This is a genomic window from Hartmannibacter diazotrophicus (assembly GCF_900231165.1).
GTDB classification, from domain to species: domain Bacteria; phylum Pseudomonadota; class Alphaproteobacteria; order Rhizobiales; family Pleomorphomonadaceae; genus Hartmannibacter; species Hartmannibacter diazotrophicus.
In genome coordinates this window covers 4,425,158-4,441,945 of sequence record NZ_LT960614.1, presented here as the reverse complement: position 1 = coordinate 4,441,945, position 16,788 = coordinate 4,425,158, and the positions used below count along the sequence as shown (strand labels likewise).

General features: G+C 62.5%; 16 protein-coding genes. 11 read left to right on the top strand and 5 right to left on the bottom strand.

The window, feature by feature from the left end; genetic code table 11:
- Nucleotides 1-214: 214 nt before the first annotated feature.
- Both HDIA_RS20630 and HDIA_RS20625 read right to left on the bottom strand, forming a co-directional pair.
- Nucleotides 215-1,168 carry a DMT family transporter gene (locus tag HDIA_RS20630; protein ID WP_162292675.1) on the bottom strand — a complete coding sequence of 318 codons (954 nt, stop codon included), beginning with the start codon at nt 1,166-1,168 and terminating at the stop codon, nt 215-217.
- 163 nt (nt 1,169-1,331) lie between these two features.
- Nucleotides 1,332-1,856 carry a MarR family winged helix-turn-helix transcriptional regulator gene (locus HDIA_RS20625; RefSeq protein WP_099557865.1) on the bottom strand — a complete coding sequence of 175 codons (525 nt, stop codon included), beginning with the start codon at nt 1,854-1,856 and terminating at the stop codon, nt 1,332-1,334.
- A gap of 294 nt (nt 1,857-2,150) precedes the next feature.
- On the opposite strand from HDIA_RS20625, the gene HDIA_RS20620 reads away from it, so the two are divergent.
- From HDIA_RS20620 to HDIA_RS20610, 3 genes are all read left to right on the top strand, one after another.
- Nucleotides 2,151-3,236 carry a CobW family GTP-binding protein gene (locus HDIA_RS20620; RefSeq protein ID WP_099557864.1) on the top strand — a complete coding sequence of 362 codons (1,086 nt, stop codon included), beginning with the start codon at nt 2,151-2,153 and terminating at the stop codon, nt 3,234-3,236.
- A 255-nt stretch (nt 3,237-3,491) separates the two neighbouring features.
- Nucleotides 3,492-4,463 (top strand): WD40 repeat domain-containing protein, encoded by a 972-nt coding sequence (locus HDIA_RS20615; RefSeq protein WP_099557863.1) that lies wholly within the window; start codon nt 3,492-3,494, stop codon nt 4,461-4,463.
- A complete protein-coding gene (locus HDIA_RS20610) occupies nt 4,460-5,584 on the top strand; it encodes a radical SAM protein (protein ID WP_099557862.1) in 1,125 nt (374 codons plus the stop codon). The genes HDIA_RS20615 and HDIA_RS20610 overlap by 4 nt, the downstream gene beginning before the upstream one ends.
- A 21-nt stretch (nt 5,585-5,605) precedes the next feature.
- Here HDIA_RS20610 and HDIA_RS20605 read toward each other — a convergent pair whose 3' ends face one another.
- Nucleotides 5,606-6,094: a hypothetical protein gene (locus HDIA_RS20605; protein ID WP_197708056.1), complete on the bottom strand. Its 489-nt coding sequence runs from the start codon at nt 6,092-6,094 to the stop codon at nt 5,606-5,608.
- 529 nt (nt 6,095-6,623) lie between these two features.
- Between HDIA_RS20605 and HDIA_RS25475 the strand changes: the two genes are divergently transcribed.
- Both HDIA_RS25475 and HDIA_RS20595 read left to right on the top strand, forming a co-directional pair.
- Complete coding sequence (locus HDIA_RS25475; RefSeq protein WP_157775758.1) at nt 6,624-8,282, top strand: hypothetical protein; 1,659 nt, start codon at nt 6,624-6,626, stop codon at nt 8,280-8,282.
- Nucleotides 8,283-8,388: 106 nt separating this feature from the next.
- Nucleotides 8,389-8,676, top strand: coding sequence for a GIY-YIG nuclease family protein (locus HDIA_RS20595; protein WP_099557860.1), 288 nt, complete (start codon nt 8,389-8,391; stop codon nt 8,674-8,676).
- A gap of 338 nt (nt 8,677-9,014) precedes the next feature.
- On the opposite strand, the gene HDIA_RS20590 is transcribed toward HDIA_RS20595, so the two are convergent.
- Nucleotides 9,015-10,658: a TRAP transporter large permease gene (locus HDIA_RS20590; RefSeq protein ID WP_099557859.1), complete on the bottom strand. Its 1,644-nt coding sequence runs from the start codon at nt 10,656-10,658 to the stop codon at nt 9,015-9,017.
- Between the two features lie 54 nt (nt 10,659-10,712).
- On the bottom strand, nt 10,713-11,255 hold the full coding sequence (locus HDIA_RS20585; protein WP_099557858.1) for a TRAP transporter small permease subunit: 543 nt from the start codon (nt 11,253-11,255) through the stop codon (nt 10,713-10,715).
- A 647-nt stretch (nt 11,256-11,902) separates the two neighbouring features.
- Between HDIA_RS20585 and HDIA_RS20580 the strand changes: the two genes are divergently transcribed.
- The 6 genes from HDIA_RS20580 (at nt 11,903) to HDIA_RS20555 (ending at nt 16,776) form a co-directional block, all read left to right on the top strand.
- On the top strand, nt 11,903-12,379 hold the full coding sequence (locus tag HDIA_RS20580; protein WP_099557857.1) for a response regulator: 477 nt from the start codon (nt 11,903-11,905) through the stop codon (nt 12,377-12,379).
- Between the two features lie 189 nt (nt 12,380-12,568).
- Nucleotides 12,569-13,633, top strand: coding sequence for a ferrochelatase (gene hemH, locus HDIA_RS20575; protein ID WP_245884005.1), 1,065 nt, complete (start codon nt 12,569-12,571; stop codon nt 13,631-13,633).
- An 86-nt stretch (nt 13,634-13,719) separates the two neighbouring features.
- Nucleotides 13,720-14,712 carry an SPFH domain-containing protein gene (locus HDIA_RS20570; protein WP_099557856.1) on the top strand — a complete coding sequence of 331 codons (993 nt, stop codon included), beginning with the start codon at nt 13,720-13,722 and terminating at the stop codon, nt 14,710-14,712.
- A gap of 164 nt (nt 14,713-14,876) precedes the next feature.
- Nucleotides 14,877-15,341: an NfeD family protein gene (locus HDIA_RS20565; protein ID WP_099557855.1), complete on the top strand. Its 465-nt coding sequence runs from the start codon at nt 14,877-14,879 to the stop codon at nt 15,339-15,341.
- Nucleotides 15,342-15,609: 268 nt separating this feature from the next.
- A complete protein-coding gene (locus tag HDIA_RS20560) occupies nt 15,610-15,975 on the top strand; it encodes a hypothetical protein (protein ID WP_099557854.1) in 366 nt (121 codons plus the stop codon).
- Nucleotides 15,976-16,314: 339 nt separating this feature from the next.
- On the top strand, nt 16,315-16,776 hold the full coding sequence (locus HDIA_RS20555) for a hypothetical protein (protein WP_157775757.1): 462 nt from the start codon (nt 16,315-16,317) through the stop codon (nt 16,774-16,776).
- The last annotated feature ends 12 nt before the right edge of the window (nt 16,777-16,788 follow it).

Genomic DNA, 16,788 nt, shown 5'->3' with positions numbered 1-16,788 from the left:
TGTTCATAATGCCGCGCGACTTTGGTCCAATGCGGGCAAAGAGACCGCGGGTTTGTCCTTCTTGCAGACGTTTCGTCAGTAAGACTGACGATTCGGACTGTATTCGCCCGCCGCAGGCGAGGGCACTTTCCAGAAATTCCACAGTCGCCGATCGCTCTGGCTGCCACTTTCAGGTGTCGTCATTTTCGTGCGGCATTTCGTCCTGCCGACCGGTTCAGGTCCGCGGCTGCAGCCGCCGGTGGATATTTTCCCGCCAGAGGAGATAGAGGCCGGACAGAATGACGATCGCGGCGCCGGCGATGGTCCAGCCATCCGGCACGTCGCCGAAGACGGCATAGCCGTAGAAGATCATCCAAGTGATCTGGGTGTAGGTCATCGGCGCTAGCTCATTGGCCGCCACCCGCCGGTGCGCTTCGATCAGCAGATAGTGACCGAAGCCGCCGAACAGGCCGAGGCAGAAGAGCAGGATCAGCACGTGCGGCTCGGACGGCCAGATCCAGACCGACGGCACGAGCGGGGCCATCAGCACGGTCGGCACCACGGCCGAAATCAGGATCATGCTGCCTGCCGTTTCCGACTGGCCGAGATGACGCGTGAACAGCACATAGACCGAGTACATGAGCACCGAGCCGAGCGACAGCAGGATCGCCCAGTTCATTTCGCCGGCACCCGGCCGCGTGACCACGAGGACACCGCAAAAGCCGACGGCGATCGCCGCCCAGCGCCTCGGGCCGACATATTCCTTCAGGAAGAAGGCCGAGAGCATGGCGATCAGCAGCGGCGCGAGGAAGGTGATCGTCACCGTCTGCGTCAGCTGAAGGTATTGTACGGCGAGGAAATTGAGGCTGGTGTTCGCCGTCAGGAACAGCGCCCGCATCACCTGCATGCCGGGACGACGGACGACGAAGGCTTCCCGGTGGTGGAGCGGATTGAAGATCGCCAGCATGACCACCGTATGGACGGCATAGCGCAGCCAGATGACCTGCAGGGTCGGCACATCGTGGGTGACCAGCTTCGCCGTCGTATCGAGCGTGGCGAAGAACAGCATGGCCAGCAGCATCAGCCCGAAACCGACCAGGCGATCACGGGAGGGCAGGTTCAACGAAGACGGGACGACCGCGCCGGGCAGGGCCGGTTCGCGCACAGCCTTGGCGGCGGGCGGTTTCACAAGGGAGAGCTTTCGGACAGGAGCAAGGTCGCACCAAGATGGACCTTGTGACGTCTGCATACGACCGGAAATTTGTCATGGCACCGATGCGCCATCCTCATGGCTGAGGCAATCGCCGCCCGAGGCTCCCGGACTTGTCGCGATCTCGACGACCGGCAGCCGGTCAGACCGCCTCGACGGTCTCGCCTTCCGCTTCGGGCTCGGTTCCGGGCGTGGTCGTCTCGGCCTCGATCTCGTCGGCGTCCTCAAGGTCATCGGTGCCGGGAGCAAGGTTCTTCTCGATGGCGCGCAGCAGCTTGCGCAGGCGCTTGCGGTCCTTGTCCTCAAGGCCGGCGAGAGCCTCGCGCTCGATCCGCTTCCAGGCTGTGTTGACGAGGTCGATCTTCTCGCGGCCCTTGTCGGTGAGGTAGACCCGGGCAAGGCGCCCGTCGAGGTCGGAGACCTGCCTGAGGACAAGCCCCTGCACGCCGAGCCGGGCAATCATCTTGGTGACCGTGGGTGGCTGGACGCCGAGTTCGGTGGCGAGCTCGCTCATGCTCTGGCCGTCCCCGTCGGCCAGGGCCTTGAGGACCGCTTCCTGCCCCGGATGCAGTCCGATGCGGGCCAGATGCATTGCGGCGCGTGTACGGTGGGCGCGGGCTGCCTGCGTCAGTCGATAGGTCACCGTCTTGCGATGATTGAAGCTCATCCGTCGATCCTTCCCTCAGCTCAGCAAGCCATCAATCGGCCCTGCGCCACATATCCACTGTTGCGTCTTTCGCTCGCTTGCTTATCTAGGGCATATCATACCGGATCGAAAACGGGTGCCATGGCCATGCCGCCTCGACATCCACTTCGGTCCGGAGCCAGCTAACGTCCGGCCTTCCAGACAATGGTCATGCACTGCGCCGCCAACCCATAGCCAAGCCGCGTGACAGTTGGATGAAGTTCGAGTTAGAGAGCTAACCATTCCTCGTCAGGTCGAATCCCGGGAGACTTCCTTATGGCCGAGCCGCAGCCAGCCGCCGTCGGGCCTGTGCCCGTCACCGTTCTTACCGGCTATCTGGGAGCCGGCAAAACGACGCTGCTCAACCGGATCCTCACCGAGGACCACGGCAAGCGCTACGCCGTCATCGTCAACGAGTTCGGCGAGATCGGCATCGACAACGACCTCATCGTCGACACCGACGAGGAAGTCTTCGAGATGAACAACGGCTGCATCTGCTGCACCGTGCGCGGCGATCTCATCCGCATCGTCGAGGGGCTTGCCAAGCGCAAGGGCAGCTTCGACGCGATCATCGTCGAGACCACGGGTCTTGCCGACCCGGTGCCGGTGGCGCAGACCTTCTTCATGGACGAGGACGTGCGGGCGAGCGCCAAGCTCGACGCGATCGTGACCGTCGTCGACGCCAAGCACTTCATGGCCCGGCTCGCCGACAGCCCCGAGGCGGAAGACCAGGTGGCCTTCGCGGATCTCATCCTCCTCAACAAGGTTGATCTGGTGAACGCGGAAGAGTTGAAGGTCGTCGAGGAGACGATCCACCAGCTCAACCCGTATGCGAAGATCATCCGCTCCAGCCGCTGCGCCGTGCCGATCGCCGACGTGCTCGACCGCGGCGCCTTCGACCTTGACCGCATGATCGAGCTCGACCCGCAGTTCCTCGAAGCGAACGCCGAGCATGACCACGTCTGCGGTCCGGACTGCGACCACGACCATCATCACCACGATCACGGGCACGATCATGATCACCATCATGACCATGACCACGATCACGGGCATCACCACCATCACGACACGGACGTGACCAGCATCTCGCTGAAGGGCGGGGACGTCTCTCCTGAGCGGTTCCTGCGCTGGATCAACGAGGTGACGCAGGTCGAAGGCCCCAACATCCTGCGCCTCAAGGGCATCATGGCCTTCGCAGACGAGCCGATGCGTTATGTGCTGCAGGGCGTTCACATGATCGTCGAGGGCGATCTCCAGCGTGCCTGGCGCAAGGACGAGCCGCGCGAGAGCCGTCTCGTCTTCATCGGCCGGCACCTCAACCGCGAGGCGCTGGAGCGGAGCTTCAACGAATGCCTGGTGTGAGGGACCTTGCCGCGCGCTTCTGATGTCATCCCCGGCGAGCCGAGCGTGCTCGGCGAGGGAAGGGGATCCAGACGTTGGTCACGAGGGTCTCGTTTTGCTTCTGGATTCCCTTCCCCTCGGTCCTTGCGGACCGTCGGCCGGGAATGACACCGCGGCAAATGAAGAGCCGAATTTTCCGCCGCCGGGGATGATCCCGGCGGCAAAATCGTTTATGGGGCCTGTCAGTCCCGCCTTTCCAATTGAGGATCCGCCGCCTTGGTCGCCATCACGCCTGTCTCCGTTTTCGGCTATGTGGTTCACGCCGGCTTTCTCGGTGAAACGCCGGTTTTCGCGGACGGCGCCGGCAAGCTGACACGCGGCACCAATGGCGAGGCCATCGCGCTTCACGCCGGGGCGGTGCTTGCGGCCTCGGTCAGTCCCGACGGCAAGACGCTGGTGACCGGCGGCGACGATGGCAAGCTGATGCGCGTCAGGGCCACCGATGCACCGGAGCTTGCCTTCGAGCGCCCGCGCAAGTGGCTGGACGTCGTAGCAGCTGGGCCAAACGGGGCGGTCGCCTGCGCCTCCGGCCGGACGGTCTGGGCGATCGACGGCAAGGGCAAGGTCGAGGAACTGACGCGCGAGCGATCCATCGGCGGGGTCGCCTTCTTTCCCAAGGGCTACCGCCTCGCGGTCGCCGGCTACAACGGCGTCGGCCTCTGGTTTCCCGGCACGTCGGGCGCCGTGCAGGAGCTTTTCTGGAAGGGCGCGCATCTGCACGTCACCGTCTCGCCGGACGGCAAGAATGTGGTGACCGCCATGCAGGAACCGGCGCTGCACGGCTGGCGCATCGCGGACAGCCAGGACATGCGCATGTCCGGCTATCCGACCAAGGTGCGCTGCCTCTCCTGGTCGACCAAGGGGCGCTTCCTGCTCACCTCCGGCGCGCCGGCCAGCATCGGCTGGCCCTTCCATTTCAAGGACGGCCCGATGGGTAAGCGGCCGCTGGAACTCGGCGCACGGCAGGAGATGGTGACGCGGGTTGCCTGCCATCCGCTGGAGGAGATCGTCGCCATCGGCTATTCCGACGGCATGATCCTGCTCGTGCGCTTTTCCGATGGCGAGGAGGTGCTGCTGCGCCGGCCCGAAGACGGGCCGATCTCGGCGCTTGGCTGGTCGCCGACCGGGCTGGAGCTGGCCTTCGGCACAGAGGCTGGCACAGCGGGGATCGTGGACCTTTCGGCATGAGCGCGGTTGCCGCCCGGCTTGACGAGGGCGTGGCTCAGGACGCGCTCAACGCGCGCTTTGCGGCGATCGCGCGGGCGGAAAATCTCCTGCCCGTCAAGGTGACGAAATTCTACCAGCGGAAGATCGACGAGGAGGTTGCAGCGCTCGGCCACCGCGAGGGGCCGCTGCACCGGACCGCCTATCCGAGCCAGGAACGGCTCGATCTCCATGCCGGCCACGAGGTCGCCGACTGGGTCGGCGACCGTTCCAACATGGGCGCGCCGGGCTCGTCGGCCATCATCCACAAATACGCCGACCGCGTTCTCTTCATGCCGACGTCGGTCTGCGCCGGGCACTGCCAGTATTGCTTCCGGCAGGACGTGCTTTCCGATGCCCATGGGGCGGGACGCAGCGATGTTTCCGGCGAGTTGGAGCGGCTCGTCGCCTATCTTGAGACGAAGCCGGATGTCTCGGAAGTGATCCTTTCGGGCGGCGATCCGATGATGCTGCCCGTGCGGGATCTGGAACTGGTGCTTGAGACCCTTCGGGCCCTGCCGCAGATCCGCTCGATCCGCATGCACACCCGCGCGCTCGCCTTTGCCCCGAAGCTTTTCGACGAAACGCGGATGGCGCTGCTGGAGGCGGCCGACGTGCGGCTCGTCTTCCACTTTGTCCACCCCTATGAGGTTTGCGGCGATGTGGAAGAGGTGCTGCGGCGTCTCAGCCGGCGCGGCCTTCGCCTCTACAACCATTTTCCGCTGCTGCGCGGCGTCAACGACCATGTGGATGTGCTCAAAAGCCTGATTACGCGGCTTGACGATTGCCGGGTGCGGACGTTGTCGGTCTATGTGCCCGAGCCGATCCGCTATTCCGCGCCCTTCCGGCTGACGCTGCAGCGCTTCTTCGCCCTGCAGGATCAGCTGACCGAGACCGCCCCGAGTTGGATCAACGCGGTGCGCTTCACGCTGGACAGCCCGATCGGCAAGGTGCGCCGCGAGCAGATAGCAAGCTGGGATGAGGCGAATGGCCTCGTCACCTTCCGGCGCGGGGGCGCCAACTTCGTCTATCCGGATTTTCCGGCCGCCCTCGACAGTCCGGGCGAGCGCCGGGTGATGCTCTGGAAAGAACCGGCCGCGGAGTAACCCCCGCGGCCGGCCTTTTCGTCAGTTCTGATAATGCGCGAAGCCGAAGATCATCGCGGCCTCGTGGCTCTTGTCCGGCCACCAGCTCGTCTCCGGCTTGGCCTGCTTCGAGCGCTCGTTGATGCCCTCCGAGCCCTTCGGCTCCCGGAACACCGCCACCGCGAAGGTCACGGCGCCGAGGAAGACGATGATCGAGGCCACCGCCACGACCGGTTCCATCGCCTCGTGACCGAGAAGCACGAGGCTGAGCGAGGGGAACATCGCCACCGTGCCCGCCGCGTGCAGGCCGAGCACGGCCTTCGGCAGCGGCCCGGCCGCCTTCGCCGGGAACATCGTGAAATAGCCGCCATAGATCGACGTCACCACGAAGCCGAGAAGGTTCAGGTGCGCGTGCGCCGAATAAATCGAATGGTTGCCGCTTGCTGCCATCGCGATGCCGGCGGCCATGCCGGTCAGCAAAAGAACGATGGCGGTCTTGAAATACAGATTACCGATAGAGTTTCTCATCATGAATTCCGATCAAAATACCTAAAGCACCGGTCTTGAAATGCATGACCGATGGCGCGTGCTTCTACGCCTGTCCGAACCGTTTGTCACGAGGGTTTTTGTGGTCTTTTGTGATTTTTGTCTGACTTTTATGTGGTGAATGACGTTCGGATGACGGTGGGAGCCCGGGGGCGGTCGTTTGCGGTCAATGAGATAAGTGAAGTGAGAAGGCAGGGGGCGAATGCGATGTGAGAGCTGGGGCGCGTTGCTTTCGGCCGGGCTCCCATCCGATCCCCCCTCCGTCGTCATCCCCGCGAAAGCGGGGACTCATTGGCCTTTGCGAGACATGGCTGTCGCGGGGAGGGGCAACGTCCTGCCTTGGCCCGGAGCGCCATTCTCTGCCGATCCATGATTGGGTCCCCGCTTGCGCGGGGATGACGATGGAGGGGTAGGGGGATGTGGAACCTTGCGCTCTGCGGTCCGCAACACATCCAGAGCTTGCGGCAACGAGTGCGCCATCGCACTCTGGCCTCGGGAAGATGGAGCGGGGCGGATGGTGGACCGGGCGGACGAGCCTGAATTCGATCGCGATGAATTGGAAGTGTGGCTCGGAAAGCAGCCGCGAGAGGTCTCGGTCGCGATTGCGGCACGGGCGGCGCTGAGGGTTTTCCCGTTTGTCTCGCTGACACATCGGATGAGAACGATCAATGATTTGTCAGCCTATGTAATATTCCAAGCTTGTCGCGCCGTGGCTTCGGCATGGGCTGCAGCAAGGTATCCGGCTTATTCGAATATGCTTAGTCGTGCGGCCCATGGTGCGGCCATTAACATGGTAACGTATGAGCACGCGGAACTCGCTGTTTCGGCTGCCGCTTACACTGCTATGGAGGCTCCAATCGTCTGGCCGCCCGAGGCCGTAAGTTTACTATTTTCGAATTCTTCCGCCGCTGTTGCAAATGGGGGATTGGCGGCGAGTGTAGTCGGCGCTCGAACTGCGGGAATTTACTTCTCTGCGCTGCAAAGCGACCGTCGGTCGATTGAAGAGGGAGCAAGCCCAGAAATCTTAGCGAGTGTGCCACTGTGGGGTGACGTCACAAACGACAAATTTTTTCGAACTTGGCGGAATATAAAAGCAGATCTGCTTTCGCTTCATCAAGGCTGGGAAGTTTGGACAGAGTGGTACGAAGATCGACTTTTCGGCAGACCATCCATCGAACAACTTGAGATCAAAAGATCGCTTATTGAGGATGAGTTGTGGCCCCAAGGCCCTAAAGTCGTAAATGCGCGCATCAGGGAACTGATCGAACAGTATATGCCTAAGGAAATCGATGGTCCCGCTCAAGACCCTCTGGCACCGATTTTCACCGAAACTCCCGACAGGCCGATCGATCTTGCGCCCATGCGGCCCGGATCGGGCCTGACAGATGGGCCGGCGCAGCGCGATCTCTACGATGAACTTCGCGACAAGATGCATGATGCGGTCGCTTTGGGGAGGAATGTGCTCGGGTCACTGAACGATCCGGTCGCCAAGGCACTGGCCGTGATGCCCGAGGATTTCTCCGCCGCCAATCCGACGCGCATGTGGTCACGGATGAACACATTGCGTCGACGCCACGCTGCCCACGAGGCAGTCAAGGCGAGCGACGAGCCGCATCCCGACAAGCTGGAGCCCGGGACGGCGGAATATCTCCGCGATATTCTCGACACCTACAACCCGCTCGCCTCTTCCGATACGAAATTGCGTGAGCTTGATGCGCGCCGGCCCGGTCCTCAGGAGGTGGAGACGGCGAAAGAGGTTGTCAAACCGCTTCTGGATGCCGTCGCGGACGAAATCAAGGATCGTGAGATTGTCAGCGAGGATGCTGCTTTGGAAGTCGGCGATGCAATTGAAGCCCTGAAAGAGGGCGGCGACAATCTCAATGGCCGGTTGGGTGCCGAACAGGGACTCCGAACCTTCGGAAATTTGTTAGCAGCTGGCATCAATACAGTCTGGCATTTTGGATTCGATCAGTCTGGCAAATTTGCAGCCAAGGCAAGAGACGCCGCTGGACAGGAAGCGGGCAAGTGGATTGCGAGAAGTCCGATTGTTCTCGCTCTCGGACGCTTTATTGCAATTTACGCTGCCGAACTGAAAGCCTTTGCAGCTGTTCATTTCTCCAATCCCAAAGTGCTGCACATCATCGATTTGATTGCGAGCTGGTTTGGAGGTTGAGAGGCCATTGGGTCCCCGCTTGCGCGGGGATGACGGTGGAGAGGTTGGGCAGGGCAGAGAGGTCCGGGCAAGGCGGATCGGTCGATGACGGAGGAGGCGGTCCTGAATGGCCGGCTGGGTCTACATCATGGCGAGCCGGAAGCATGGAACGCTCTATGTCGGCGTGACAAGCGATCTGCCGCGCCGGGTGCATGAGCATCGCAACGGCCTTTTGCCGGGCTTTACCGAACGATATGGCTGCAAGCGGCTCGTCTGGTCGGAGCAATTTTCGACGATCGGAGACGCCATCGCCAGAGAGAAGGCGGTGAAGAAGTGGCGTCGGGCCTGGAAGGTGCAGGCGATTGAGGCGGCCAATCCCGATTGGGACGACCTTTATGAGACATTGAACTGGTGAGTTGCGGTCGCCGCGATTGGATGATGTCGACTAGATCGGCCGTGCCGATCATCTCGATGCTCGCGTTTTCCAAACGTTGATATGGAGGCTTCGGCCCCACGTCCGGGCGAGGCCATTTTCCACTCACTGACTCTCCATCGTCATCCCCGCGAAAGCGGGGACCCATTGGCCTCACAGCAAAATGGTTTTTCGGGAAGGGGCAATGCGTTGCCGCGATCCGAAGCGTCGTTCTCTGCCGCTCCATGATTGGGTCCCCGCTTTCGCGGGGATGACGATGGAGAGGAGAGAGGAAAAGGGCAGAATTCAGCCCCCACCTCATTCTTAGCCGGTTCCTCTCCCTACTGCCCTGTCGCCGGGGCGCCGAAGTCGGGTGCCGGCAGGCCGCCGGGGGCGGCTGGAGCCGCTGGTGCCGCTGGCGCTCCGAAGTCCGGCGCCGGACTGCCGAAGCTGGGCGCAGGCAGGCCGCCGGGAGCTGCCCCGCCGGCATCTCCACCCGGCGCTGCGAAGGGATTGGCTCCGGGGGTGGCGCCCGGGGCAAAGGGATTGCCCGCGCCGCCTGCGCCCGGCATCGGCACCGAGAAATTGACCGTCGACGGATCGACCTCGATCTCGCCGGCCTTGTAGTGGGTCACGAGGCTCGGGGCGAAGATGAGCAGGCCGACCATGACCACCTGGATACAGACGTAGGGGATCGAGCCCATGTAGATCTGGCCGGTGGTGACCGGCGCGATGGTCTGCCCCGTGATCCTGTCGACATAAGGCTTCTCGGGCGCGACGGAGCGCAGGTAGAAGAGCGAGAAGCCGAAGGGCGGGTGCATGAAGGACGTCTGCATGTTGACGCCCAGAAGCACGCCGAACCAGATGAGGTCGATGCCGAGCTTTTCCGCGACCGGCGCGAGCAGCGGCACGATGATGAAGGCCAGCTCGAAGAAGTCGAGGAAGAAGGCGAGGAAGAAGACGAGCAGGTTGACGACGACGAGGAAGCCCAGCTCTCCGCCGGGGATCGAGGTGAGCAGGTGCTCGACCCAGAGGTGACCGTCGACGCCATAGAAGGTCAGCGAGAAGACGCGGGCGCCGAGCAGGATGAAGATGACGAAGGAGGAGAGCTTCGTCGTCGTGTCGAGCGCCTGCTTGATCATCTTGAAGTTGAGGCGCCGGTTCATGGCGGCAAGGATCAGTGCGCCGGTTGCGCCCATGGCGCCGCCTTCGGTCGGCGTCGCAAGGCCGATGAAGATGGTGCCGAGCACGAGGAAGATCAGGATCAGCGGCGGCAGGAGTGAGGTCACGACCCGGCGGGCGAGCTTCCATCCGCGTAGCGTGCGCGCTTCCGGCGGCAGGGCCGGCGCCCACTCGGGCCTGACGAGCGTCACGCCGATGACGAAGGCGGCGTAGAAGCCGGTCAGCACCAGGCCGGGGATCAGGGCGCCCTTGTACATGTCGCCGACCGAGCGGCCGAGCTGGTCGGCCAGCACGATGAGCACGAGGCTCGGCGGAATGATCTGGGCGAGCGTTCCGGAGGCTGCGATGGCGCCCGTCGCGATGCGCCGGTCATAGCCGTAGCGCAGCATGATGGGCAGCGAGATGAGGCCCATCGAGATCACCGAGGCGGCGACGACGCCGGTGGTGGCGGCAAGCAGCGCGCCGACGAAGATCACCGCATAGGCAAGGCCGCCGCGGATCGGGCCGAAGAGCTGGCCGATGGTCTCCAGCAGATCCTCGGCCATGCCGCTTCGTTCAAGGATGAGACCCATGAAGGTGAAAAAGGGAATGGCGAGCAATGTCTCGTTCGACATGACGCCGAAGATGCGGTCCGGGATCGCGCCGAAGAGATTGGGCGAGAGCAGGCCGAGCTCGATGCCGATGAGGCCGAAGATGAAGCCGTTGGCGGCAAGGGCGAAGGCGACGGGGTAGCCGAGCAGCAGCAGGACCACCAGCGCCAGGAACATGATCGGAGCGAGATTTTCAGCGAAGAAGGCAGTCATGGCTGTCGAACTCTTCTTGAGAAACCGGAGACAGGAACAGGCTTGGCGGCTCGGTCAGTGGGGACCGTTGCCGTAGCCTTCCGCCGGATCGGGGCCGGCGCCTCTCAGAAAGGCGATGCGCTTGAAGAGTTCGGAGGCACCCTGCAGGCCGAGCAGGGCAAAGCCGATGGGGACCAGAATCCAGACCGGCCAGAGCATGAGGCCGCCGGCATTGTTCGACACCTCGCCCGACGTGATCCGGTTCAGGGCCTGCGGCAGGGTCAGATAGAAGGTGATGCCGACGAAGGGGAAGAGGAAGAGCAGCGTCCCGAGGATCTCGATCCAGACCTGGGTGCGCCGTTGCAGGTGGCCGTAGATGATATCGATCTTGACGTGCTCGCCCTTGAGAAGGGTGTAGCCGGCCGCCAGAAGGAAGACGGCGGAGAACAGATACCATTGCGCTTCCAGCCAGGCGTTGGACGCCACGGAGAAGACCTTGCGCATGGTGGCATTGCCGGCACTGATCAGAACCGCGATCAGCACAAGCCAGGATACGGACCGCCCTATGAAGCCATTGATGTTGTCGATCAAATAGCTAAGGCGCAGCAATACCGGCATCGGTTTCGTCCCCCCAACTCACAGTTTACCGTCAGGTTTCTTGACGCGACCCAATCGGATTATTTTGGCTGCTCGTCAATCCCGCTGCGGCGGAATCGCCCGATTTGCCCAAACTTTCGGCCGTCTTCATTGGTGGCCCGGCCAAGCGGAGCGGAGGCAAAGCCGCGAACCGCACCTTCAGCATATAAGTCAATTCGAATGCAAGCGGAACCGCCGTTTGGCGAAATCGATCTTATTGACGTTACGTCAATATTTGTTGGTTTGAATGACAGGGTGAGATGGTCTGGTCCTCCGACGGGGGGCTGGGTGCGGGATGGTTCGGGTCCGGTTCGAACGGCCCTCGCGATGCTGTCAGGCCCACAGGCTTTCGAGCCGGTTGGCCGCGCCGCTAGCGCGCTGATTTCCGCGAGGCCGCGGAATTGTCCGTTTCGTGCTTGCCGCCGGTCATGCCGGGCCGTTTCTCACGCCAAGGACCCTGATCATCAGGGAAAGTTCTTCTGGCCCACGGTCATGCAGAGGTGGTAGCCTGTGTCGAGACGGGGATGTTCATCTGGAATTCCGTGCCGGGGTGGGGCGGCTTCATTCCGAGGGCCACATGCACAGCATGAGGCCGTGTCGAATATTCCTTGCGGGCGAGAGGAGAGGGGATGAGATCCGCCAAGCAGGAAGCGGAGATCCACGACGGTGCGCCGGACCCCGATGCACGCATTCTTCTCGTCGAGGACGACGAGGACGAAATCCGCCTGATCTCGAGACTGCTCTCGCAGGCGCCAATCGCCATCGAGGTGAATTCCTTCCAGAACGGCAAGCTCGCGCTCGAGCATCTGGAAACCGCCGCCGGCGGCGATGACATTCCCTTGCCCGACCTGGTGCTGCTCGACATCAACATGCCGGTGATGGACGGCATTCTCTTTCTGGCCAAGCTGCGCCAGCACAACGACTTCAAGTCGCTTCCCGTTGTCGTTCTGACCACGTCCACCGACGAGGAACTCGTCCGGCGCGCCTATGATTTCGGTGCGAATGCGGTGATCAACAAGGTCGACAGCCTCGACGGCATGAGCCAGATCGCCAACACCATCGTCGATTTCTGGTTCCGGGTGGCGCGCCGCTACTACGTCGACTGAGACGGGCAAGAGCCTTTCGACCTCGTTGATTGCCGCCGCGCCGCCGCCGGCACCCCTCCGCCGTCTTCCGCAGCTTCCCTGGAGCGTGTTCGCCGTCCTCCGTGATCTTGGGGATGGCAAATGACGCGCGTTGCCTTATGTGAAGAACGCGTGTTCAAGATGCCGGACTTTTCAAGGAGCAGACCGGGAATGGCCGAGACGATGGGTTCGGACAAGTTGGAGGTGCCACAGCCGATGCGATTGCCGGCGGATCATCCGCCCGTCGCAACGGGCCGGGTCGGGGTTCTGCTGGTCAATCTCGGGACGCCGGACGGCACCGACTACTGGTCGATGCGGCGCTATCTGAAGGAGTTCCTGTCCGACCGCCGGGTCATCGAGACGTCGCGGCTGATCTGGTGGCCGGTCCTCAACGGCATCGTGCTGTCCACCCGCCCGCAGAAGAGCGGGGCGGCCTATGCGTCGATCTGGAACACGGAAAAATCGGAATCGCCGCTTCGCACCTTCACCCGTTCGCAGGGTGAAAAACTTGCCGGCGCGCTGTCGGACCTTTCCAATGTGTCGGTCGACTGGGCGATGCGCTACGGCAAGCCGACGATCGCCGAAAAGCTCGATGCCTTGAAGGCCAGGGGCTGCGACCGCATTCTTCTTTTCCCGCTCTATCCGCAGTATTCGGCGTCGACGACGGCGACGGTCAACGACAAGGCCTTCGAGCATCTGATGCGGCTGCGCTGGCAGCCGGCCCTGCGCACCGTGCCGCCCTATCACGACGATCCGGCCTATATCGAGGCGCTGGCGACATCCATCGAGACGCATCTTGCTTCGCTCGACTTCGAGCCGGAGGTGGTGCTTGCGTCCTTTCACGGCCTGCCGCAGTCCTATTTCCGGAATGGCGACCCCTATCACTGCCATTGCATGAAGACGACGCGGCTCTTGCGCGAGCGTCTCGGCTGGACCGAACAGAAGCTGATGACGACCTTCCAGTCCCGCTTCGGACCGGAGGAATGGCTGCAGCCCTATACCGACAAGACGGTGGAGCGGCTGGCCAAGGAAGGCGTCAAGAGCATCGCCATCCTCAATCCCGGTTTCGTGGCCGACTGCCTCGAAACGCTTGAGGAGATCGCCATCGGCGTCGGGGAGATCTTTCACGAGCACGGCGGCGAGCACTTCAGCCATATTCCCTGCCTCAATGACAGCGGGGCGGGAATGATGGTGATCGAAACGGTGGTTCGCCGCGAACTCGGCGGCTGGGTCTGATATAAAGGCCGGGGAAGAATCTTAACCGGAGAGCGCGAAGCTGCGCCTCTCAGCGGCCGGAGCGTCGCCTCAACAGGAGAACGCACATGTACGGCGTCAGCGGTTTCGATATCTTCGTGATCGTCCTTGCCCTTCTCGTGGTGATCACGCTCTTTGCCGGCGTCAAGCAGGTGCCGCAAGGCTATCACTACACCGTGGAGCGTTTCGGCCGCTACACGCGCACGCTCAGGCCCGGCCTCAACCTGATCCTGCCCTATATCGACACGATCGGCGCCAAGCTCAACATGATGGAGCAGGTGCTGGACGTGCCGAGCCAGGAGATCATCACGCGCGACAACGCGACCTGCACGGTGGACGGCGTCACCTTTTTCCAGGTGCTCGACGCGGCCAAGGCCGCCTATGAGATCAGCGGGCTGCAGAACGCCATTCTCAACATCACCATGACGAATATCCGCACGGTGATGGGCTCGATGGATCTCGACAGCCTCCTGTCCAACCGCGACGAGATCAATACCCGCCTGCTGCATGTGGTCGATGCCGCGACCGAGGCTTGGGGCATCAAGATCACCCGTATCGAGATCAAGGACATCAACCCTCCGAAGAACCTCGTCGATTCCATGGCGCGCCAGATGATGGCCGAACGCGACAAGCGGGCCGCGATCCTGGAGGCGGAAGGTCTTCGCCAGGCCCAGGTGCTCAAGGCGGAGGGTGAAAAGCAGTCCCAGATCCTGCAGGCCGAGGGCCGCCTGGAAGCGGCGCGCCGCGATGCCGAAGCCCGCGAGCGGCTGGCCGAGGCGGAAGCCATGGCGACCCGCGCCGTCAGCGAGGCGGTGGCGCAAGGCAATGTCCAGGCGCTGAACTATTTCATCGCCGACAAATACACCCAGGCGCTGGGAAAATTTGCGACTTCGCCCAACCAGAAAATCCTCATGCTGCCGATCGAGGCGAGCGCCTTGATCGGAACGGTTGGCGGCATCGCCGAACTGGCCAAGGCCGCCTTCAGCAAGGACGAGCCCGACCCGTCATCGAGCCGGCGCAGCCGCTCCGGCATTCCGGTGACACCGCCATCGGAAAGTTGAGGCTGGCACATCGGGTAGGGAGGGCGTTTGAACCTGATGCGTGCAAGTGAAGACGCGAAAACGCATCATGCACCGGATGCCATCGCCCAGGATGGCGGGATTGGCTCTTCGTTGAAGCCTCACGCCGTGACGCCGCACCGGTTTGGTCGAGTGGAGATCGCAACATGATTCTGGACCTTGTCGGCGAACTGGGCGCCTGGAGCTGGATGATCGCGGCGATCCTGCTGGCCGTCGTCGAACTCGCGGCGCCGGGGACTTTCTTCATCTGGTTCGCCGTCGCGGCGGTGGTCGTCGGCCTTGTCGCCTTCGTCATTCCCATCGGCTGGCAGGTGCAATGCCTTCTTTTTCTGGCTCTCGCCGTCGTGGCTGCCCTTCTCGGCCGAAAGGTCTATGGCCAGGGCCGGAAGGCGGTCGAGGATCCCTATCTCAATGACCGTGCCGGACGTCAGGTGGGACGCAAGGGGACGCTGGACGAGCCGATCGTCAACGGAATGGGCCGTGTCAGGCTCGACGACAGCGTCTGGCGTGTCGAAGGCCCGGATCTTCCCGCCGGCACGCGCGTCAAGGTCCTGACGATCAGATCAGGCCATCTCGTCGTTGAACCCGACACGACCGATCCCTCGGTCTGATCCTGCAAACGGATTTTTCCCCTGTCTGTTGACGGCTTCCGTGAAGAGCGGTTGATCGCCAGTCCGTTCGATTGCCGCGCCCGGGGCGAAAACCGGTTTGCCCGAAAGGCATCAAGAGCGATCACGAACTCCTGACTGGTTATTGATTTATCTTATTTTTTTCAGTTTCGCGCCTAATGCACATGATCAGGCGTCCATATGTGTGCTGGGCAGGACGGGTAACTGCCGACGGCTTTTGCGGTCCTGCGAGAATTGAAAGGATAACGTCATGTCCATCAAGACACTTGCTCTCGCCGGTGCGCTCGTCGCCGCTTTCGCGACCTCCGCGTCCGCAACTCCCGTCTTTCATCCCGGCGTTTCGTCGAGCGATATCAAGCTTGCCAAGATGTCGGCAAATCTGGACCGGGAGACCCATCTGTCCGCAGCCACGCCGTCCTCGGGTGTTGTTACGGGGCTTGGCACCAACAAGGCCATCCATACGGGTGTAATCTGGGGTCGTTCGAATATGGCCTCGATGTCGGCCGACGCCGACGACAATTCATCGGTCGCCGTCGGCACGCATGGCGCCGCTCCGGTCATTCCGAACATGACCAAGGTCTTCCACGCGGGTCGCAGCGAGAGCCGCGGTGGCTAACGTTGATCGGCGACAAGGGGCTGGAGCGCCCTGACAGGGGCAATGGCCAAGGGGCTGGCCCGGCATCGCTGACATTGACACCCCAGCCGGAACTGGCACCCAATGGGCAGCATCCGCATCGAGCGGACGACCGGAGCCTTGGCCGCGTGAAACCTGGCAAGGGGAAAGATCCTGGTGTCTTTCCCCTTGCCAGCATCTCGCCCCTTGCCAGCATCTCGGCACGCTGCGGCAATGCGTTCACAGACACCCGGAAGACCGTCGACACCTGCGATGGGAATATGCTGTATCCGCCCCCACGGATATCAAGGGCGATCACGGAATTCTGATGAGAGATTGAGTTTGCCGATTTGGCACAATTATGTAGCTAATCAATATAGTCAGATACCCTTATTTTCTTCTCGGGCGGGAGAGGAACGCCGCTGGCTATCATCAAGAGCCGGCGCATCAGGAAAGGGTGTTGTCATGTCTCTCAAGACTATTGCACTGGCTGGTGTTTTGATCGCCGGCACGGTCGTACCGTCATTTGCGGCCTCGGCCTTCCATCCGGGCCAATCCGGCAGCGACATCAAGCTGGACCGGATGTCCCATGCCCTCGATCGGAGTTCGTCAGCCGTCGGAACGCACGGTGCCGCGATGGCGGGTGCCGCCGCTACGCCGCTTTTCAGTGCCGGCAGGTCGCAGAGCGACAAGAAGCTGGACAAGATGAGTGCGGCCTCCAAGGGAACGCTGAAGTGGGATTCGTCCGAATCCCGCGCTCAAGGGGCCGATATGCAGCGTTACGTCATCAATCCAGGATCGTGAGACCGGAGCGTG